16 protein-coding genes and 1 pseudogene are annotated in these 19,761 nt (G+C 69.0%); 6 read left to right on the top strand and 11 right to left on the bottom strand.

Going from position 1 to position 19,761, the window contains the following annotated elements; genetic code table 11:
* Nucleotides 1-496: 496 nt before the first annotated feature.
* Nucleotides 497-694 (top strand): hypothetical protein, encoded by a 198-nt coding sequence (locus ACESK5_RS14920; protein WP_103423765.1) that lies wholly within the window; start codon nt 497-499, stop codon nt 692-694.
* Between the two features lie 69 nt (nt 695-763).
* Complete coding sequence (locus ACESK5_RS14915; RefSeq protein WP_372912374.1) at nt 764-1,819, top strand: quinone-dependent dihydroorotate dehydrogenase; 1,056 nt, start codon at nt 764-766, stop codon at nt 1,817-1,819.
* Nucleotides 1,820-1,933: 114 nt separating this feature from the next.
* On the opposite strand, the gene ACESK5_RS14910 is transcribed toward ACESK5_RS14915, so the two are convergent.
* From ACESK5_RS14910 to ACESK5_RS14900, 3 genes are all read right to left on the bottom strand, one after another.
* Nucleotides 1,934-4,555: a valine--tRNA ligase gene (locus tag ACESK5_RS14910; protein ID WP_372912373.1), complete on the bottom strand. Its 2,622-nt coding sequence runs from the start codon at nt 4,553-4,555 to the stop codon at nt 1,934-1,936.
* A gap of 128 nt (nt 4,556-4,683) precedes the next feature.
* Entirely contained in the window at nt 4,684-5,883 is a 1,200-nt protein-coding gene (locus ACESK5_RS14905) for a PLP-dependent aspartate aminotransferase family protein (protein WP_372912372.1), read from the bottom strand.
* A 117-nt stretch (nt 5,884-6,000) separates the two neighbouring features.
* The gene (locus ACESK5_RS14900) at nt 6,001-6,492 is read right to left on the bottom strand and encodes an HPP family protein (protein ID WP_372912371.1); all 492 of its coding nucleotides are present in this window, start codon (nt 6,490-6,492) and stop codon (nt 6,001-6,003) included.
* 330 nt (nt 6,493-6,822) lie between these two features.
* Between ACESK5_RS14900 and ACESK5_RS14895 the strand changes: the two are divergent.
* Both ACESK5_RS14895 and ACESK5_RS14890 read left to right on the top strand, forming a co-directional pair.
* Nucleotides 6,823-7,104: pseudogene (locus ACESK5_RS14895) on the top strand (PQQ-binding-like beta-propeller repeat protein); the annotation flags it as partial.
* 533 nt (nt 7,105-7,637) lie between these two features.
* On the top strand, nt 7,638-7,850 hold the full coding sequence (locus ACESK5_RS14890; RefSeq protein WP_372912375.1) for a PQQ-binding-like beta-propeller repeat protein: 213 nt from the start codon (nt 7,638-7,640) through the stop codon (nt 7,848-7,850).
* Between the two features lie 829 nt (nt 7,851-8,679).
* Here the strand turns inward: ACESK5_RS14890 and pheT are convergent.
* The 4 genes from pheT to ACESK5_RS14870 form a co-directional block, all read right to left on the bottom strand.
* Nucleotides 8,680-10,413: a phenylalanine--tRNA ligase subunit beta gene (pheT, locus tag ACESK5_RS14885; protein ID WP_372912370.1), complete on the bottom strand. Its 1,734-nt coding sequence runs from the start codon at nt 10,411-10,413 to the stop codon at nt 8,680-8,682.
* On the bottom strand, nt 10,413-11,927 hold the full coding sequence (locus ACESK5_RS14880; protein ID WP_372912369.1) for a phenylalanine--tRNA ligase subunit alpha: 1,515 nt from the start codon (nt 11,925-11,927) through the stop codon (nt 10,413-10,415). Before ACESK5_RS14880 ends, pheT begins: the two co-directional genes overlap by 1 nt.
* 430 nt (nt 11,928-12,357) lie before the next feature.
* Nucleotides 12,358-12,771 carry a CBS domain-containing protein gene (locus tag ACESK5_RS14875; protein ID WP_372912368.1) on the bottom strand — a complete coding sequence of 138 codons (414 nt, stop codon included), beginning with the start codon at nt 12,769-12,771 and terminating at the stop codon, nt 12,358-12,360.
* A 68-nt stretch (nt 12,772-12,839) separates the two neighbouring features.
* Nucleotides 12,840-14,003: an NAD(P)/FAD-dependent oxidoreductase gene (locus ACESK5_RS14870; RefSeq protein ID WP_372912367.1), complete on the bottom strand. Its 1,164-nt coding sequence runs from the start codon at nt 14,001-14,003 to the stop codon at nt 12,840-12,842.
* Nucleotides 14,004-14,119: 116 nt separating this feature from the next.
* Between ACESK5_RS14870 and ACESK5_RS14865 the strand changes: the two genes are divergently transcribed.
* Entirely contained in the window at nt 14,120-15,079 is a 960-nt protein-coding gene (locus tag ACESK5_RS14865; RefSeq protein WP_372912366.1) for an ornithine cyclodeaminase family protein, read from the top strand.
* Nucleotides 15,080-15,097: 18 nt separating this feature from the next.
* Here ACESK5_RS14865 and ACESK5_RS14860 read toward each other — a convergent pair whose 3' ends face one another.
* The 4 genes from ACESK5_RS14860 to ACESK5_RS14845 form a co-directional block, all read right to left on the bottom strand.
* Nucleotides 15,098-16,762 carry a tryptophan--tRNA ligase gene (locus tag ACESK5_RS14860; RefSeq protein ID WP_372912365.1) on the bottom strand — a complete coding sequence of 555 codons (1,665 nt, stop codon included), beginning with the start codon at nt 16,760-16,762 and terminating at the stop codon, nt 15,098-15,100.
* Entirely contained in the window at nt 16,759-17,802 is a 1,044-nt protein-coding gene (gene endA, locus ACESK5_RS14855) for a tRNA-intron lyase (protein WP_372912364.1), read from the bottom strand. Before endA ends, ACESK5_RS14860 begins: the two co-directional genes overlap by 4 nt.
* A 56-nt stretch (nt 17,803-17,858) precedes the next feature.
* Nucleotides 17,859-18,611 (bottom strand): Sjogren's syndrome/scleroderma autoantigen 1 family protein, encoded by a 753-nt coding sequence (locus ACESK5_RS14850; protein WP_372912363.1) that lies wholly within the window; start codon nt 18,609-18,611, stop codon nt 17,859-17,861.
* Between the two features lie 108 nt (nt 18,612-18,719).
* On the bottom strand, nt 18,720-18,983 hold the full coding sequence (locus tag ACESK5_RS14845; protein ID WP_372912362.1) for a PGF-CTERM sorting domain-containing protein: 264 nt from the start codon (nt 18,981-18,983) through the stop codon (nt 18,720-18,722).
* Nucleotides 18,984-19,002: 19 nt separating this feature from the next.
* Between ACESK5_RS14845 and ACESK5_RS14840 the strand changes: the two genes are divergently transcribed.
* On the top strand, nt 19,003-19,761 hold a 759-nt coding region (locus ACESK5_RS14840), incomplete at its 3' end, for a hypothetical protein (RefSeq protein WP_372912361.1).

The following is a 19,761-nucleotide window of genomic DNA, read 5'->3' as shown; positions in this document are numbered from 1 at the left end:
AGTCCGGGGGGATGCCGACACACCCGGCGTGACCCGGGTGCGTCCTTCGCATTATCTCGAACGCCGGGGGAACATAAAAGGCCGTCGAAGCACCGCCGCTACGTCACTCGGTTTCACGGGACACTCCATCATAAACGGGCGAGAGAGCGTACCACGGTCCCTGCGCGAACGGACTCGTAGTCGAGTCGACACTGGACAGAACTGTGACGCGGCTGGAGGTCGGTCAGTCATCCCGCGCGTCGCGCGTGAGGTCGGACCGGGTGTTGGCCGCGCGTGCGTGGGTGCTCGCGCGAACGACTATACTCTTGCTACTCGCCGATCCACGAGCCAGTCGCTCCTGCTGGCGGCCGTGACAGGGGAAACTTCTGGGTCGACGAAACGCACGGGTTGCCGGCCGAAACGGCGGGAAATTCACGGTTGGCTGCCAGGTAGTTACCTCCCGACGTAGACAACACTTATGTATATCCTATGTCGAAGCATCGGGTAGACACCCCCGATGGTCCGGAAAAAGAAGCTCAGCCCGAGTGGCGCCAAAGACGAGAACGGCGAGTACCACAACGTGCACCTCAATCTCCACGAGGACGAACTCACCGTCGCGGGCATGGAGATCGGTGACGAGGTGTTCGTCCGCGTCAGAGATGGGAAGATCATCATCCAGAAGGCGGACCCGGACGACGTGGAACACGACTTCTGACTTGGTTGTGATACGAGAGTTACAGGTCGGGCGAGCGGAGAGGTCGCGCTGGGCGCGAGCAGGTGGTCGATGAGCCTCTACGACGTCGTTCGACCAGCGCTGTTCGCACTGCCAGCGGAGACGGCCCACGGCGTCGGAACGAGCCTGTTACGTGCCACGCAGGGGACGCCCGTCGAACGCGTCGCGTGCGAGCGCCTCCGCGTCGACGACGCACGGTTGGCGACCACCGCCTTCGGACAGTCGTTCCCGAACCCCGTCGGCGTCGCGGCCGGCTTCGACAAGAACGCCGAACTCCCCGGGATGCTGGCCGCGCTCGGCTTCGGCCACGTCGAGGTCGGCGGTGTGACCGCCGAACGGCAGCCGGGCAACCCGAAGCCCCGGATGTTCCGGCTCCGCGAGGACCGCGCCATCGTCAACCGGATGGGCTTCAACAACCACGGTGCCGACGTCGTCGGCAACCGGCTCTCGCGCGCGGCGCTCCCGGGCGTGCCGGTCGGTCTCAACATCGGGAAGTCGAAGGTTACACCGCTCGACGAGGCCCCGGACGACTACCGCTACACGTTCGAGCGCTGTGGGGAGTGGGTCGACTACAGCGTCGTCAACGTCTCCAGCCCGAACACACCCGGTCTCCGTGAACTCCAGCACCGCGACGCGCTCGAAGCGATTCTCGGCACCCTCCTCGACGCGGGCGCTCGTCCCCTCCTCGTGAAGCTCTCACCGGACCTCCCCGAGGCGGCAGTGGAGGAGGCGCTCGCCGTCGTCGACGACCTGGCACTCGACGGGGTCATCGCGACGAACACGACCACGTCGCGACCGGCGAGCCTCCGCTCGCCCGAGCAGGCCGAACGCGGCGGCCTCTCGGGGAAGCCCATCGAGCACACCGCGACGGGGTTCGTGAAGTTCGTCGCGCGGCGGACCGACGTACCGGTCGTCGGTGTTGGGGGAGTCTCGGACGCCGACGGCGCCTACGCCAAGATTCGTGCGGGCGCGGACGTCGTCCAGTTGTACACCGCGCTCGTCTACGAGGGTCCGACCGTCGCGCGGGACATCAACCGGGGACTGCTGGAACGACTCGAGAGCGACGGCTTCGACCACGTCTCCGAGGCGGTCGGCGTCGACCTCTAGGCCGTCCGCTCGAACGAGACGAAACCGCTCGCTCGAAGCGAAACGCGACGGTCGACGACGGGACACGAACGAGCGCGAGGGCAGAGGCCGGACGCGACTGCGCGATTCGCGCGACTACTGGACGATGACGACCGCGTCCTCGGCTTCGACCATCTCGCCCGACCCGGTGTACCGACGCTCCTCTTCGACGGTGAACATCTCCGCGTCGAGTTCGACGCCGGCGACGCGGAGCGTCCCGTCGACGAGTTCGTACTCACCGGCGTCGAGGCCGGCGTCGATGTCCGAGACCTTGCCGCCGAACTCGGGCCCGACGAGCGAGTAGTCGAGGTCGATACCGGTCACGACCGACTCGATGGGTGGCTCCTCGTCGCTCGTCTCCAGTTCCTCGACGTGCATCACGCGCCGGATGTCCCCGGCGAAGCCCGCGACGTCGCCGTACACTCTGACCGAGTCGAGAGTCGCGTTCATCGACAACTGGTTGTCGGACTTGTACCGACGCAGGGCGCTCACGACGGCCAGCGCCGTCTCGCCCGCCTCGACGTCCGCCTCCAGGCCGAGTGGCTCCGGCCAGTCCGTGCGGTGGACGCTCCCGTCGCCGTGCATGTCGCGCCACAGTTCCTCGGTGATGTGTGCGAGGAACGGGGCGAACAGCTTCAGGAACCGCCGGTGAGCCACCTGTAGCGTGTACGCGGCGGACTCGTCTTCGCCCTCGCGGATGCGCTGTTTCGCGATTTCGAGGTAGTCGTCGCAGAACGTGTGCCAGAAGAAACTCCGGAGGCGGTCGCGCGCCTTCGAGAACTCGTAGGCGTCGAGTCGCTCCGTGATGTACGCCACCTCCTCGTCGAGTGACGCCAGGAGCCACCGGTCGAGTTCCTGCAGGTCGTCGTGGGCCACCTGCACCTCGTCGTCCGGCGTCAGCGAGTCGACGAGCTTCGAGGCGTTCCACAGTTTGCGGAGGAGTTTCTCGCCCGCGCGGAGACCCTTCTCCTTGTACGGGAGGTCGTCGCCGATGGCACTGCCGGCGGCCCAGTAGCGCGCGGCGTCGACCGGGTACTTCTCGACGACTTCGTCGGGCGCGACGATGTTTCCTTTGGACTTGGACATCTTCTCGCGGTTCTCGTCGAGCACCATCCCGTTGATCATCACGCTGTCGAACGGCACCTCACCGGTGTGCTCGTAACACTTGACGACGGTGTGGAAGAGCCAGAAAGAGATGATGTCGTGGCCCTGCGGGCGGAGGTTCACCGGGTAGAGTTCCTCGCGCTCGACTTCCATCGCCTCGGTCTCGGGGTTCCACTCCCACCCGGCGTTGATCAGCGGCGTCAACGAGGAGGTGGCCCACGTGTCGAAGACGTCGTCCTCGGGGACGAACTCGTCGTGACCGCACTCCGGACAGCGCCCCACCGGCGGGTCGTCCTGGAGGGGGTCGACGGGCAACTGGTCGCGTTCGGCCATCACCGCGTGGTCGCACTCGCCGCAGTACCAGACGGGGAACGGGATGCCCGACGAGCGCTGCCGCGAGATGGACCAGTCCCACTGGAGCCCCTCGATCCAGTTCTTGTACCGGGTGAACATCTTCTCGGGGTACCAGTCCATCTGCCGCCCCGCCTCGAGATACTCCTCCTTCTTGTCGAGGAGTTCGATGTACCACTGCTCGGCGACGAGGAACTCGATGCTCGTCCCACAGCGTTCGTGGACGTTCACCGTGTGGGTGATGGCGCGCTTGTCGAGGAGCGCGCCCGCGTCGGCGAGGTCCGAGACGATACTCTCGCGCGCCTCGTCGGCCGAGAGACCCGCGTACTCGCCGGCCTCCTCGGTCATGGTGCCGGACTCGTCGATGGCGATGCGGAGGTCGAGGTCGTGCGCCTGGTACCACTCGATGTCCGTCTGGTCGCCGAACGTACAGCACATCACCAGTCCCGACCCGGTCTCCATGTCGACCCGGTCGTCGGCGAGGATGGGGACTTCCTGCCCGAACAGCGGGATGCGGGCGTGGTTGCCCACGAGGTGCTGGTTCTCGTCGTCGTCCGGGTGCACGAACACCGAGACGCAGGCCGGCAGGAGTTCGGGCCGCGTCGTCGAGATGGTGAACGTCTCCGGTAATCCCTCGTCGTCGTCGGCCTCGACGACCCCGAACGCGATGTCGTGGAAGTGACTCGCCTGTTCGTCGTCCTCGGTCTCGACCTGCGAGATGGCGGTTTCGCACTCGGGACACCAGATGGTCGGTGCCCGCTGGCGGTACTCCCGCCCCTGCTCGTAGAGGTCCAGGAAGGAGAGCTGAGAGATGCGCTGGACCTCCGGCGAGATGGTCTGGTACGTCTCGTCCCAGTCGATGGAGATACCGAGGCTCTGCATCTTCTCGGTGAACTCGGACTCGTACTCCTGACAGACCTCGCGACACATCTCCTGGAACTCGCGCCGGTCGTACTCCTGGTGACGGACGCCGAGTTCGTCCTCCGTCAGTCGTTCGGAGGCGATGCCGTTGTCGTCGTAGCCGAACGGGAAGAAGACGCTGTTCCCGCGCATGCGGTTGAACCGGGCGGCGAAGTCCTGGAGCGTGAAGCCGTAGACGTGGCCCCAGTGGAGGCTACCCGAAACCGTCGGCGGCGGGGAGTCGATGGAGAAGACGGTGTTCGGGTCTACCGCCTCTCCGTCGTAGGCGTAGGTGTCCTCTCGGACCCACTGCTCTTGCCACGCCGCCTCGACGGTGTCGGGGTCGTATTCTCCGCTCGGCATTTTCGGGTGGGTCTACCGCTTGCGCGCCTGTTAAACACCTCGGTTGCCCCGTCTCGGCCGGTCGTCCCCGTCGACTCCCGTCCGCGGCGCTCACCCGGCCGTCCCGCCGCGAGAGGGCGCGGGGCGCCTCACCGGAGCGCCGCGAGTCCCGTGTCGAGGTCGGCGATCAGGTCGTCGACGTTCTCGACGCCCACCGACACCCGGACGAGCGAGTCCGTGATACCGAGTGCGGCGCGGTCCTCCGGCGTGAGCGGCGAGTGCGTCATCGTCGCGGGGTGTTCGATGAGGCTCTCCACCCCGCCGAGACTCACCGCGAGCGGGAACGCCGAGAGCGACCCGAGGAACGTCGCCACGTCGTCGAGGTCCCCGTCCACCTCGAACGAGAGCATCCCGCCGAAGCCGTCCATCTGCCGGGCGGCCAGGTCGTGCTGTGGGTGGGAGGGCAGGCCGGGGTAGTACACCTGGGTCACGCGGGGGTGGTCAGCGAGGAACTCTGCGATGGCGTGGGCGTTGGCCTCGTGACGCTCCATCCGGAGGGGGAGCGTCTTCACGCCGCGGAGCGTCAGGAACGCGTCGAACGGCGAGAGGACGCTCCCCATCCCGACCTGCTGGAGGAAGCCGATTTCGTCGGCGAGGCAGGCGTCGTCGGTGACGACTGCACCCCCGAGCGAGTCGGAGTGGCCGTTGAGGTACTTGGTCGTCGAGTGGACGACCACGTCGGCCCCGAGTTCGAGTGGCCGCTGGAGGACGGGACTCGCGAAGGTGTTGTCGACGCCGAGTACCGCGCCGACGTCGTGTGCGAGGTCAGCGATGACCTCGACGTCGCAGAGGCGCATGAGCGGGTTCGTCGGCGTCTCCATCCACACCAGACTCGTCTCGTCGCTGAGGGCGGCGGCGACGTTCTCGGGGGCGCGCGCGTCGACGAACGAGACGTCGACGCCGAGGCGTTCCGCGAACAGTCGCGAGAGCATCGTCTTCGTCCCGCCGTACAGGTCCTCGAACGCGACGACGTGGTCGCCGGGTTCGACACACCCCATCACCGTCGCGACGATGGCCGACGTCCCCGAGGCGAACGCCATGGCGTGCTGGCCGCCCTCGAGCGAGGCCAGTCGGTGTTCGAGGGCGTTCCGCGTCGGGTTCGAGAGCCGCGAGTAGAGGTACTCGCCCGCGTCGGGGTCTAACTCCTCCAGACTCGCGTCGGGGTCGATGTCGGGAATCTCGTAGGTGGAGGTGAGGTGGATGGGGACGACGACGTCCTCGCCGACCATCCGACGGCGGCCCTCACCGTGGGCCACGGCGCGGGTGTCGAAGTGTGCGTCACGGGGCATACCCGAGTAGAGACGGGTCGGGAAGGTAGTCTTTTCGGAGTTTATCAATAAATATCCAATTATAATACCAGTATGTAAAATTATTACTCTCGGGAATCTACCGGGGAGTCGCCCGGTTCACTCGGTCGAGAGGGGACCCATCGCCGGGCGGAGGACCGTGTCGACAGCCACGAGGACCACGACGGAGACGACGACGATGGCCGCTTCGACGGCCGAAGAGAGCAGGCCGAGTCCGACGATGAGCGTCGTCGCGCAGGCCGGCGGGTGGACGAGGTCGGTTCGGAGCATGGCCGCAGTCGTGAGGACGACGGCGACGACGCCGCTGGCGACCAGTCTGAGCTGTGAGAGCGAGAAGGCCGGAGCGGTCGTCGTGATGAGGAGTCCCGACGCGACGGCGTGGTACGTCAGCAGGCCGGCACCGACGCCGACGACGTGTCCGCCGACGACCCGCCGCGGGGAGGCTTCCTCGGCGGAGACGGTCGCCAGCGCGTACCCCGAGGGGCCGAGGCTCGGGAAGACGAACGGTCGACCTGTCGCCCACGCCAGCAGTCCCACGACCACGAGGAGGACGCCAGCGTAGAGGCTCGCTCTGGCCGTCTCGCGCGCCATACCACGGTGTGGTCGGCCCCACGTGGTAGGCGCTTCGTTTCGTCCACGACCGGCAGGCGGACGCGGCAGTCCGAGCGACACGAGACACTTACCGCTCCACCGAGTAGCTCGATTACAGTGAACCGACGCGCGTTCCTCGCGACCCTCGGGACGCTAGCCGGTGCGGGGTGTTCGACCCGGCGTGGGACGGACGCACGGACCGGCGGGCCGACGACGGTGGCGACCACCCCGACGGCCGAAACGACGACCGAGCAGACGGGTGGTGCGACGAGGACGACGGCCCGGTCGGACGGCAGCGCCGTCCCCGACAGCGTCGACGCGGCGTGGCCGATGCCGGCCCACGACAGTGGCCTGAGCAACTACACGGCCGAGGCCGCCGGGCCGACCACCCCGCCGACGGAGCTGTGGAGCGTCTCGTTCGAGACGTCGCTCTCTGACCTCGCTGTCGCCGATGGAACCGTGTACGTCGGAGGAAACGACGGGGCCGTCCGGGCGCTGGACGCGCGAACGGGAGCCGAGCAGTGGCGCGAGGTCGTCGGTCCCTCGGCGGCCACACCGCGGGTAGTCGACGGCCGACTCTACGTGCCGACCCCGGGAGCCGTCGTCGTCCTCGAGGCCGGCGGCGGGGGCTCGGTGGAGCGGGTCGAGACTCCCGGACGGAGCGACCTCCTCGTCGCCAGCCACGGCGTGTACTCCGTCGGCGCGGACGGACCGGCCCTCGTCGCCCGCGGTCTCGACGGGGACCGGCGCTGGCGTGCGGACCTCGGGACGCCCTGGCAGTCGCCTCTGTTCGCCAGCGACGACCACGTGTTCGTCTCGACGGGCACACACTGGGAGGAGCCGTGGACGTTCGCCGTCGACACCGGGCGGTTCGCGGGGGACAGACGCCCCGACGGTCGGGGAAACGACATGATAGCCGAGCGGTTCGCCCTCGACGGGACCGTGTTCGCGGTGGACCCGATGTTCGGGGAAGTCGAGTCCGCCGTCCTCGACTACGGAGGGTACGACCGGCGGTGGTCCGCACACCTCGACGCCTACTCCCCGGTGACGCTCGCGGGCGGCGCCGACCACCTCTACGTCGCCGCCGAGCACCCTGAGCCCGAACTGTACGCCCTCTCGCTGACCGACGGGACGACCGAGGGCAGGTGCCCCTCCCGGGCGACCTCGCGGGCCGTCCCGTCGTGGCGAGGGAGACGGTGCTGGTGCAAGCCGGCGGGGAACTCCACTGTTTCGACCCCGAAGACGGGAGTCGTCGGTGGAGCCGGGCGGCCGCCGACCTCGGTCCACGAGTTGCCGTCGCCGACGACCTGGTGTACACGACCCACGACGGGACGGTGCGGGCGTTGCGCGGGGCGTGAGCGTGACGACGACCGTGCCCCGAAGACATATCCCGGGACCGTGAGAAGCCGCGGGCCGATGCGGTCCGCGCGTGCCCTCCCGCTCCTCGTCGCCGTGCTCCTCCTCACCAGTGGCTGTCTCGGGCTGTTCGGCCCCGACCGGCCGCCGAGCGACGAACGCGCCGTCGAAGCAATCGACGCGAGCAGGTCGGCCACCGCGGCGGTCGACGGCTATCGGTTCGCCCTCCGCGGGCGGGTCGAGAGCGAGGACGCACGGTCGGTCTCCGTCGCGGGCGCGGGCCGGGTGGACGTGCGGGACAGACGGCTGAACGCGACGACGCGAGCCGAGGACGCCACCCGGGGCGTCTACCTCGACAACCACACGCGCTACACCGAGTGTGCGCGAATCGGCTGGGGCCGGCAGAACCTGTCGGCGTCGACGTCGACGCCATGGCTGGACCACACGCCGATCGGCCGGCAACTCGCGCTCCTCGAGGCGACGAGCGTCTACTGGAACGGGACGGGTGACGGGTCCGTCGTCGTCACCGCCCGGCCGACCGGCGCGGAACTGCGGGCAGACGGCGACCGGGGTGTCGGCGGGGCGGCGTTCGGCGGCGGGAACGTCCGGGACGTCACCACGCGCGCCCGGTTCGACGCCGAGACGCACCGCCTCCAGCGGGTCAGACACCGGATTCGAGTCGCACGAGGCGGGGAGACGGCGACGGCGACCGTGACGCTCCGGTTCGACTACGGCCCGGTCGAGGTCACCCGTCCGGGGTTCGACCCCGACGCCGTCTGGCAGACCGGGTGTCCGGGGTCGTAGCCGCCCGGGACGACCCCTCGAGGCGACCTACCGCAGTGCGTCGAGTTCGAACTCGAAGCCCGCGACGGGGAGTTCGAGGTCGTGTTCGACCAGCACCTCGGGGTGGAACTCGCCGACGACGCCGACCGGGTCGCCGTCGACGACGACATCCGCGGCGCGGCCGGGGATGAACGAGGGGTGGTCGGTCGCCGGCGTCTCCAGGTTGACGTCGAAGTCGCGGCAGAGGGCGGCCAGGCGCGCCTTCGCGTCCTCGTAGGTCGCGTCGTGGCGGGCGAGGACGCCGGCGACGTGTCGTCCCTCGTGGACGCGTGTCGGTTCGGCGTCGTCCTCGTGGGCGACGAGACCGATCTCGGCGAGGTCCTGCGGATACGACCGGTGGGTGTTGTTCTCCAGCACCATCACGAGCGAGGGGAGCGCCCACGTCCGGAGCATGGTGTAGTCCTCGCTGTAAGGTTCGGTGATGGTCACCGCCGCCCCGCCGCCGAGAGCGTCGTCACCCTCGGCGAGGCGCATCCGGTCGTAGTTCTCCGCCGCCGAGATCATGTGGAAGTTCAGCAGATCCTCGAAGCCGAGTCCCACGAGCGAGGAGCGGGCGACGTTCTCCAGTCGAGAGCGCTCGTGTCGCCCGCCCACCGTCGAGACGTCGGGATACTTCGGCTCCAGTTCGTTGAACCCGTACGCCCGTCCGACGTCGTCGACGAGGTCGAGCGGGTGGAGCACGTCGACGCGGTAAGGTGGGATCTCCACCTCGTACTCGACTGCGTCGCCGAGGGTGTACGTCGCGTCGAGGCCCGAGCGCTCGAAGAGGTCCACCACCTCGTCGGCGTCGAGTTCGACGCCGAGCATCGACTCGATGCGGTCGTGTGAGACCGTCTTCCGGTCGACCGAGAAGTCCGGGCGAACCAGACTCGCCCCGTCGTCGGGTGTCTGTGCCCCGTCGGCGTACTCGACGTCGACCTCCTCGATGGTCGCCCCTCGCGCCGAGAGCGCGTAGCAGATGATGGTACACATCCGGTCGATGGTCCACTGGTCCGTCCCCGTGAGTTCGACGAGCAGTTCCCGCGACTCGGTGTCGACCTCCGTCCGGCGGCCGTTGATGACCGGGGGGAACGAGAACAGGCCGAGTTCGTCGTAGATGGCCGGGTATCGCTCGTACTCGCTCACGAGGTCGGCGTACTTCCTCCCCGTGGCGTGTCGTTCGAGCACCTCTCCCGGCGTCAACTCGGCGTCGGAGTCGAGCGGGACGAAGCGGTCGCCGTCGGGGTCGACGCCCCGGTAGGTGATGGAGTTGCCCGCGTTCGTCTCGTCGAGTACCTCGCCTTTCACCATCGCGAGGTCGTGGATGCCGATGGCGCCCTTCGCGCGCTTGCGGCCCATCGTCGCGTGGAGCTTCTCCTGGAGCTGGATGAGCGACTCGAGGCCGGCCTCGTCGAGGTCGAGCCCTCGCACGATGGCGCCCGTGACGTACGGCCGTTCGTCGGGGACCGACGCGTCGACTTCGATGGTCCAGTCGGCGTCGTTCGTCTTCGGGATGGTGACTCCCCTATCCGAACCGTACTGGTACCGCAGCGACCGGGCGACGCCCTCGACGGAGAGACGGTCGAGCCGGTCGGGGCCGAACTCCAGTTGCATCTTGCCGTCTTCGGTCTCGCCCTCGTACTCGAGACCGAGCGCGAACAGGTCCTCTTTGAACTCCTCCTCGGACTTCTCCTCGCCGGTGAGTCGCTGGAGCTCTTCGAGGGAGACGTCGACGACGGGCATCAGTACAGCACCTCCGTCTCCCGCAGGAGGTCCAGGTCACACAGCGTCCCGTGGACGTCACGGATGTCGTCGAAGCCGTAGATGAGCATGAGTAGCCGCTCTAGGGCGAGCCCCCACGCCATCACGTCGCACTCGACACCGAGCGGTCGCAACACCTCGTCGCGGAACATCCCGGAGTTGCCGATTTCGATGAGTTCGCCCGTCTCGGGATGCTTCCCGAAGAGTTCGAACGACGGCTCCGTGTAGGGGTTGTAGTGCGGTTTGAACTGGATGTCCGTGATACCGAACTGGCTGTAGAACTCCGTGAACGTCCCCATCAGGTCGCGGACCGAGAGGTCCTCGGCCATCACCCACCCCTCGATCTGGAAGAACTCCAGGAGGTGCGTCGGGTCGAGCGTGTCGTTCCGGTACACCTTCTCGACGGAGAAGTACCGCTGGGGAGGCTCCAGTTCACCGACCTCGTGGCCCGAGAGGTACCGCATCGACAGCGACGTGGTGTGGCCGCGGAGGTCGACCTCACGTGCCACCTCCTCGGTCCACGGCGAGTGGTAGCCGTCGCCGTCCTCGCCGATGCCGTCCCGGTGTGCCGACTCGACGCGCTCAACGAGGTCCGCAGGGAGGTCGGACATAGGCGGAACGTCGAGGGCGAACTGGTCCCAGTGGGTCCGGGCGGGGTGGTCCTGCGGCATGAAGAGGCAGTCGTTGATCCAGAACTCGGCGTCGGCGTGCGGCCCGTCCATCTCCTCGAAACCCATCCCCACCAGCACGTCCTTCACGCGCTCGGCCGTCTGTCGCAGGATGTGCGTCTTCCCGCCCCGAACCTGGGGCGCGTCCGCCTCGACGTTGTACGCCGTGAACTCGACGTCGCGCCACTCGCCGGAGGTCAGCAACTCGGGCGTGAGTCGGTCGACCGTCTCCGCCACCTCGACGCCCTCCAGCATGACAACGTCGACGCCGTCATCGGTCAGTGTCACGGACCTGACCGTGCGTTCGTGTCGTTCGACGAGGTTGCGGGATTCGAGCTGGTCGAGGACCGTGGCGTCGACGTCCTCGGCGTCGCCGTCGGCGAGTGCCGCCAGCGCGGCGGCCTCGGGATCCGCGTCGGGGTCCGCGTCGCTCGCGGAGAGTTGGCCGCTGTCGATGCGACCGTAGCCCTTGCGCGCGAGGTTCGCGAGGGCGACGTCCACCGCGCCGCCGTCGAGTCCCGACGCGCCGATGACCTGCCCCATCGAGACGGCGTCGTCGCGAGCGCCGGCGTCGACGGCGGCACGGTAGAGACTGACCTCGGGGAGGCCCTCGTCGACGTACCGCTCGCCCTCGTCGGTAAGGGTGTAGTCGACGGCGACGGACTCGTCGACCGTGACGAGGCCGTCGTCTTCGAGTTCGAAGGCCGCACCGGTGACCGTCTCCGGCTTCAGGCCCGTCTCTCGGGCGAGTTCGTCGATGGTCTGTGCGTCGTCTGCCGACGCGGTCGTGAGGACCGCGTGCTGAGCTTCCGGGAGTGTGCGTGTCATGTATCGCGTCGTCGTTGGATGTGGGAGCGTCCGGTCGTCAGTTAGCCGTTGCGGGTCGTGACCGGCGCGTGCCGGCCCGCCGGGCGAGCGCGTCGGTTTCGCCCGTCGCGTCCCCTCGGACGCGAGCGGGGTCCACCGACAGTCGACGGTCAGCCCGCGAAGAAGAAGCCGAACCCCGTTTCCGGTGGCTGGGGAGCGGTGCGCCGCGCGTGGGGTTCGAGCGCCATGTGTGTGAGGGAACGTCGCGCGGACAAAAACGTTGTGAGTGCCCGTCGGAGCGTCCGGGTCGCGCCGAGGACGCGCTCGTCCAGGGGAGGGGCGAGTCGGGAGTGCTCTCGCGGCGGAAACGGGTGCGTGGGCCGCGCGACACACGGGCGGGTCGTCTGCGCCCGCGACCCACTGGGTGTTCCCGCAGCAGTCGTCTCCGGACTCAGGGCGACTCGGCCGCGATGATGGCGGCGAGGTGGTCCAGTTCGACCGACAGCAGGCGGACGAGGTCGTCGAGGGTGACGATGCCGACGATGATGCCGTTGTCGTCGACGATGGGGACGCGGCGGACGCTCTCGACGTCCATCCGCTCTGTGAGTTCGAGGAGGCCGGCGTCGGGAGGCATCGTCAGCGGTTCGGGCGTCATCACGTCCGCGGCGGTGAGCGTGGTCGGGTCGGTCTCGCGCGCCAGCGTCAGCGCGATGTCGCGGTCGGTGACGATGCCGACCACCCGGTTCTCCTCGGTGATGACGACGCTTCCGACCCCTTTCTCGTCCATCGTGTTCGCCAGGACGGGGACGGTGGCGTCCGGTCCCGCGGTCTCTACGCCTCTGATGGCGACGTCTTTGAGCGTCATGGCCACCGGAGAGTCGACGGGCTGACAGCATAGCTCCGGGCGGTCGTTCCCACCCGCCGGGAACGGAATCAGGCGACGTTGCGCTCGTCCCGCCCCTCGTCGCGGTCGAACCGGTCACGCGAGAGGGAGGTGACGTCGAGGAGCGACGCCTCGCCGTCGAGACAGAGTTCGGCCACGAGTTGCCCCGTCGCGGGCGAGTGCTGGAAGCCGTGCCCGGAGAAGCCAGCGGCCGTCACGACGCCGGGCCGGGACACCTCGACGACAGGGTGGTGGTCGGGGGTGACGGCGTAGAGGCCGGCCCAGCCACGGACGATACCCGTCTCGGGGCCGAAGTATCCCGCCGTCTCCCCCGCGCGTTCGACGGCCTCGACGGCCCAGTCGAGGTCCATTCCCGTGTCGTAGTCGTCGGGGTCGACGTCCGGGTCCTCGTCGGAAAAGTGGCCGCCGACGAGCGCCTGTCGCTCCCGTTCGGGGCGGAAGTACGACCCCGTGTCGAGGTCGATGGTGAGCGGGACCGACTCCGGAACGGGCGTCTCGGGCGCGACGACGGCGACCTGTCGTCGCCGCGGGGCGATGGGGAGGTCGACGCCGGCCATCGCCCCGACGCGCCGCGCCCACGCCCCCGCGGCGTTGACGAAGACATCGGCGGCGAGCGTCTCGTCGGGCGTCTCGACGCGAACGTCGGCCGTCACCTCGTCACCGGTCGCCTCAACTTCGATGCCGGTCACCGGCGTCTTCGTTCGGACGTCGGCTCCCGCCTCCGTGGCGGCACCCGAGAACCCCTGGAGCGCGAGGTGTGGGTCGGCGAACCCGTCCGTGGGCGAGTACGTCGCCCCGACGAACTCCTCGGCCCGGAGTTCGGGGCAGCGTTCGCGTGCCTCCGCCGGCGAGAGATACTCGCTCGGTACGCCCCGGTCGTTCTGCATCGCGACCTGGGCGCGGAACCGCTCGGCCGTCCCTTCGGTCCGGGCGAGAAACAGATAGCCCGAGCGACGGTAGGCGATGTCGACGCCGAACCGCTCCTCGAAGGCGTTCCACACGTCCATCGAGGCGAGCGAGAGGTCGACGTTCACGGGCGTCGAAAACTGCGCACGGATGCCGCCGGCGGAGCGGTCGGTGTTGCCGCTGCCGAGCGACCCGGCCTCACAGACGGTCACCTCCGCGCCGCGTCGGGCGAGCGAGTGGGCGGCGGCGAGGCCGACGACACCACCGCCACAGACGACGACGTGCACGGACGGTATCGAGGGGCGAGGGGCATGAACGTTGTGCGCCCGCAGGCGGCGACGGTGCCGAGAGGGACGGCGGCGTGCGGAGAAACGTTCACCATCCGCCCACGAGAGTGCACCGTATGCGCATCCTCTCGGACGACGACCTCGCACGGGTTCTCTCGCTCGCAGACCTCCTCCCGGTCGTCGAGGAGGCGTTCGTGAAACAGGGTCGCGGCGCGGTCGAACGCCCCCCGCGCCCGCACTTCCCCGTCGGCGAGGGCGACACAGCCGGGACGGCGCTGGTGATGCCGGCCGCGATTCACAGCGCCGCGACGTTCACGACGAAGGTGGCGACGGTCCACCCGTCGAACCCCGACCGGGGTCTACCGACCGTCCGCGCACAGGTCCACGTCACCGACGCGGCCACGGGCGAGACGCGCGCGACGATGGACGGGGACCGACTCACGAACGCCCGAACGGGCTGTATCGGCGGGCTCGCGGCACGGGAACTCGCCGCCGACCCGCCGGTCGACCTCGCCGTCGTCGGTGCGGGCGCGCAGGCGCGCTGGCAGACGCGCGCCGTCGCGGCCGCCACCGACGTCGAACGGGTCCGCGTCTACTCCCCGACCCCCGACTCTCGACGCCAGTGTGCGGCCGACCTCCACGAGGACGGACTCGACGCCGAGGCGGTCGACTCGCCCGGGGCGGCGGTCGAGGGGGCCTCCGTCGTCGTGACGGCCACGACGGCCACCGAACCCGTCTTCTCGGGGGCCGACCTCGCACCCGGCACGCTCGTCGTCGCCGTCGGCGCGTACACCGCCGAGATGTGCGAACTCGACGAGACGACCGTCGGCCGGGCCGCACAGGTGTTCGCCGACGTGCCCGAGGAGGTGGTCGAGACCGGCGACGTCGCGGGACGACTCACCGTCGAGGGGTTGACGCCGCTTTCGGCGGTGTTCGAGGGCCGTGCCGGGCGACGGTCCGACGACGAAATCATCGTCGTCGCCAGCGTCGGCAGTGCGGTCCTCGACGCGGCCGCCGCCGAACACGTGCTGGAACGGGCCGAGGAACGGGACGTGGGAACGGTCGTCGACGGGTGAGCGGGTCGGGCGCGCCCGTCAGTCGTCGCCGCCGCCCTCGCCCGCGACGCGCCGGCGCGGTGACTCGAGTTCGATGTCGAGGCCGTCGAGCAGTTCCTCGGCCTCCGCGCGCTTCTCCTGGTGTTCTGCGAGGAACTCCTTCATCAACTGGGCGGCCTGCTCCTTGCAGTCTCCACAGAGGCGTTCGCCGCCGACGCACTCGTCGTAGACCCGCTTCGCGAAGTCGTCGTCGTCGCCCGAGAGGAGGTAGGCGTAGAGTTCGTACACCGGGCACTTGTCGGCCTCGCCGCCGAGTTCGCGCTGTTCCTCGGCGGTGTCCCGTCCCCCGGTGGTCGCCGACTTGACCTTGTCGTATCCCTCGGCGGGGTCGTCGAGGAGCGAGATGTGGCTCGCCGGAATCGAGGAGGACATCTTCCCGCCGGTCAACCCGGTCATGAAGCGGTGGTAGACCGAGGAGGGCATGTGGAAGCCGTAGCCGCCGTTGTCGACTTCCACCTCGCGGGCGAGGGCCTCCGCGTCCTCGGGGGAGAGGTCGAAGGCGTCGACGTGCTCGTCGTACCGGCGCTTCTCGCCGTCGATGCGTTCGACGAGGTCCTCGAACGCGTCGGGAGAGGCGTTCCGGTCGAGGAACCGGACCCGGGGCCGGAGCGGTTCCATCCCGGCGTTCTGGAGTTTCTTCACCGCCGACGCCCTGACCGGGTCGTCGAGTTCGGAGACTTCGACGGTCGGGCGGTCGGCGTCAAGCGTGACGGCGTCGGGGTCGACGAGGTACTGCGCGCCGTGGACACAGCGGACCTCCTGGCCCGCGTCCGCCCGACCGGCGAGCGTCCCGTACGCCTCCGCGACGAGCGCCCGTTCCGCGTCGTCGAGTTCCTGACTGAAGTACGCCTCCGTCACCTTGAAGAAGCGCATGCGAGCGGCGAGATCACGCGAGAGGCGGACGTGCGGGTCCTGGTCGGGGCCGACCGGAATCACGGTCGGTTTCGGCTCCTCCATCTGCGGGTAGAGGATGTCGGCCATCTGCGTCACGACGCTCTGCATGTGCGAGATGGACGTCTCGCTGTCGAAGCCGTAGATGCCCTCGAACTCCGCGAACCGGGCCTTCGAGCCGAGTTCGAAGGCGAGGTCCTGCACCTCCCGGTTCCCGGACTGGCGGTAGAGCTCCCCCTCGTCGGGGTCGAACCCGAGCGCGAGCAGCGAGAGCAGGTAGTCGCGGGCGTGTTCGTCGATTTCCGCCCAGGTGAGGCCGCGCGCGGCGTGCGCTTCGAGGTCCGCGATGAGGCCGTACGCCTCGGCGCCCTGCTGTTGGTGCCAGATAATCTCGTCGAACACCAGTTTGTGTCCGATGTGGGGGTCGCCGGTCGGCATGAACCCCGAGAGGACGGCGGCGGGGTCGTCGTTCCTGAGCGCCTCGGCCACCGGGCCGTAGTCGCGGTGGCCGAAGATGACGCCGCGGCGCATCAGGTAGTGGGGGTTCGGCACCGACTCGATGAGTTCGTCGAACTCCTCGATGCCGAACTCCTCGAACAGTTTCCGGTAGTCGGCGATGGTCGACGAGCCCCACGGGTCGAGCGTCACGTCGTCGGCGCCGGCGGCCGTCCCACCGTCGGGGAGGTGACGTCGGCGCTCGGGGTCGACTCGTGAATCGTCGGCGTCCGTGTCCGTGGGTGTGTCGTCGGTCATGGGGTCAATCGGGCTACGGAGAGCCAGTCTACTCCACCGTTGGCGTCGGTCAGCGCAAAAACCATTCGTTTGCGGACCCCGCCGGCGAGGCGGACATCGAGCGAGAGGTCACGCGGGAGGAAGGAGAGGTCCGGCGCGACGACGCGGACGAGCGAGTCCGAGTGAGAGAGCTCCGACACCGAACTGAACGACTCGTACACGCGGAAGTCGGCACCGAACTTGAAGCCGGACTTCGGGACGCCCCCCTCGTCTCGGAGCGTCGCGTAGGTGTGGAGTCGCCGGTCGAACCGTTCGCCCTCGACCGCTCGGCCGCGGGCGACGACGGCACCCTCGTTCACCGACTCGCCCGAGGCGTCGGTCACCGCCAGCGCGTCTCGGCGAACGAGCGAGGCGGCCTCGAGGAGCGAAAGCTGGAGGGGGCCGGAGTCGGCGTTCCGTCCGTACAGCCGCTGCCCGTAGAAGTGGCCGTCGTACAGCTCCTCGGGGGGGTCCCACACGAGGACGCGGTCGGCGAGGAGCGTCCCGGCGAGGGTCCGCGGCGGCTCCGCGTCCAGCGTTCCGGCCGGTGAGTCCGACGACGTCTCGAAGTACGTGAGGTCACCGTCCTCGTCGACGACAGCGAGGACGACGTCGCCGAGGGACCTCGCGGCGACGGACTCTCGCTCGCCGACGACCCGAACTCGGTAGGCGACGTCGTCGTCCCACGGCCCGCTTCCCCGGGGGTAGACGACGAAGTCGACGTCGTCGCGGGCGCTCCTGTCCGGCGAGAGGTAGAAGCCCCGGTCACGGAGGTCCTTGTAGACGACGAACTCGAGGACGACACCCGTCGTCGCGAGGAACGCCCGGAAGTCCAACTCCCGTCCGCCGGCGTCGACGCCGTCGATGTCGCCTCGCTGGAGGAGGTGCGCGGCCTCGACGGCCGCCAGTTCGAGGTCGTCACCACCGGTCGGTCGGCCGTAGCCCCGCGAGTCGTAGAACCGCTGACGGGCGTCACCGGCGAGGTGGACGGTCCGCCCGTCGTCGTCGAGCGTCGCGTGCATACCGCGGTTGCCGTCCGGCGGGGTGAAAGCCCCACCGATTGTGGCCGTACCGGCAGTCAGGCGCCGTCCGGACCGTCGGGACAGAACTCGCCGCAGGTGCTGTCGAGACAGCGCCGGCCCGTCGGCGTCTCGAAGACGGGGAGGCCGCAGTCGCAGGTGTCCACCACGACGCCCGCCGGAATCGAGAACGCCGTCTCGCACGTGGGGTAGGCGTCGCAGCCGGCGAGGAGTCCGGACCGACGGAGCACCCGGAGCGGGGAGCCACAGTCCGGGCACGACCACGCGCCGTCGAACCGCTCGCGGACGGCGTCGTCGAGTGGCTCACAGGAGCGGTCGAGACACACCTCGAAGACAGCTCCGCGCTCGACTCGCATCAGCGGGAGTCCGCAGTCGTCGCAGGTCTCGGCGAGGACCTGTGCACCGGCGACGAGAGGGAACTCGACGCCCGAATCGAGGCCGACGACGTATCCGGCGGTGCGGACGAGCGGTTCGCCGGTCTCGGGGTGGTGACCGACCGGTACGCCGGCAGCCGAGACAGGGTAGGTCGCCCGCCCGGCCAGGTCGTGAGAGACGACGCGGAGAGTCTGCTCGTCCGCCCGCGCGGTGAGCCCGAACCCGGAGCCGTCCTCCTCGACGGAGAGCGAGTCCGGGCGGGTGAGCCACGCCACCGGCTGGTAGCCGTCGGCGTCGTGGACGAGGACGGTCCAGTCGGGTTTGACGAGGACGACGACGCGGCCCCGAGTGGTCCGGTCGCGCGTGCCCTCGAACGTCGTGGTACAGTCGCCGGCGAAGAGGCGGGTCGAGTCCATGGCGCGAAGTGGCCGCGGCTTCCGGTTTGAACCCTCGGACGGTAGACGGGGGAGGGGGTGGGAAACGGCGGACGGCGAACGGCGAACGAGAGTCGGCGGAGAGAGCAGTCAGTCGCGGCGAGCGAGGAAGAGCGCCGCGAGTGCGAGCGCGGAGAGCGCGACGCCGACACCGAAGCCGGGGAACTGCGTCGACGTCGACGGCGTCGCGGTACTCGTCGACTCGGCGGGGTCGACGACGGTGATGGTCGCCGTCTCCGACCCGACTCGTGCCGTGTACGTCCCCGGTTCGACGATGTTGAAGTTGAACTGGACCGTCGCCTCACCGTCGGCCGGAACGGTCACCTGTCGCGAACTCACCGCCTGTCCGGACATCTCGAGTTCGACCGTGTGCGTGTCCGCCGTCGACTGTGGGTTCTGGACGGTGACGACGGCAGTCGCTTGGACGTTCGTCGAGATACGCGAGGGCTCGAACGAGACGTCAGTGACGACTGTGCCGTCGGCCGCCGGAAGCGACCCGTTCGACGTGTTCGTCGCCGTCGAGAGGATCGCGCTCGAGTTGTTCGCCGTCGTGGACGTCACGGTGGCGGTGCTCGTAGCGGTGCTGGTGGCGGTGCTCGTGGTCGTGTCAGTCGCCGTCGGCGAGTCGGTCTGCTCCTCCTCGCTGTCGTCGTCATCGTCGAGGAAGTCGAGCACACCGCCGCCGCCACCGCCACCACCACTGTCGTCGTCATCGTCGTCGCTGTCGGGTGCCGCAGTCGGCGTCTCCGTCGACGTACCGTTCGGAGCATCAGTCGGGTCGCCCGTGGGTTCCTCCGTCGGGTCATCCGTGGGTTCCTCCGTTGGCGTATCTGTCGGCGTGTCCGTTGGCGTGTCTGTCGGCGTGTCCGTCGGCGTATCCGTCGGTGTGTCTGTCGGCGTGTCCGTCGGTTCCGGTGTCGGCGTGTCCGTCTGGTCATCCGGGAAGAAGGGCGGCAACAGCGGTAGCAGCGGTGACGGCTCTGGTGTAGGGGTAGTCGTCGGTTCGGGCGTGTCCGTCTCCGTCGGTTCCGGCGTGTCCGTCTCCGTCGGTTCCGGCGTATCCGTCTCCGTCGGCTCTGGCGTGTCCGTCTCCGTCGGCTCCGGCGTGTCCGTCTCCGTCGGTTCGGGCGTC

The organism is Salinigranum sp. (assembly GCF_041641895.1).
In the GTDB taxonomy this organism is placed as follows: Archaea; Halobacteriota; Halobacteria; order Halobacteriales; family Haloferacaceae; genus Salinigranum.
The sequence above is the reverse complement of the archived record's forward strand: the minus strand, read 5'-3'. Positions and strand labels throughout refer to the sequence as shown.

Coding starts and splice junctions, on each gene's coding strand:
- endA (WP_372912364.1), bottom strand. CDS start 17,802: ATGCACGCGACGCTCGACGACGACGGGCGGACCGTCCACCTCGCCGGT.
- ACESK5_RS14910 (WP_372912373.1), bottom strand. CDS start 4,555: ATGCCGAGCGGAGAATACGACCCCGACACCGTCGAGGCGGCGTGGCAA.
- ACESK5_RS14900 (WP_372912371.1), bottom strand. CDS start 6,492: ATGGCGCGCGAGACGGCCAGAGCGAGCCTCTACGCTGGCGTCCTCCTC.
- ACESK5_RS14865 (WP_372912366.1), top strand. CDS start 14,120: ATGCGCATCCTCTCGGACGACGACCTCGCACGGGTTCTCTCGCTCGCA.
- ACESK5_RS14850 (WP_372912363.1), bottom strand. CDS start 18,611: ATGGACTCGACCCGCCTCTTCGCCGGCGACTGTACCACGACGTTCGAG.
- ACESK5_RS14860 (WP_372912365.1), bottom strand. CDS start 16,762: ATGACCGACGACACACCCACGGACACGGACGCCGACGATTCACGAGTC.
- ACESK5_RS14905 (WP_372912372.1), bottom strand. CDS start 5,883: ATGCCCCGTGACGCACACTTCGACACCCGCGCCGTGGCCCACGGTGAG.
- ACESK5_RS14920 (WP_103423765.1), top strand. CDS start 497: ATGGTCCGGAAAAAGAAGCTCAGCCCGAGTGGCGCCAAAGACGAGAAC.
- ACESK5_RS14845 (WP_372912362.1), bottom strand. CDS start 18,983: ATGTCCGGACAGGCGGTGAGTTCGCGACAGGTGACCGTTCCGGCCGAC.
- ACESK5_RS14915 (WP_372912374.1), top strand. CDS start 764: ATGAGCCTCTACGACGTCGTTCGACCAGCGCTGTTCGCACTGCCAGCG.
- ACESK5_RS14880 (WP_372912369.1), bottom strand. CDS start 11,927: ATGACACGCACACTCCCGGAAGCTCAGCACGCGGTCCTCACGACCGCG.
- ACESK5_RS14875 (WP_372912368.1), bottom strand. CDS start 12,771: ATGACGCTCAAAGACGTCGCCATCAGAGGCGTAGAGACCGCGGGACCG.
- pheT (WP_372912370.1), bottom strand. CDS start 10,413: ATGCCCGTCGTCGACGTCTCCCTCGAAGAGCTCCAGCGACTCACCGGC.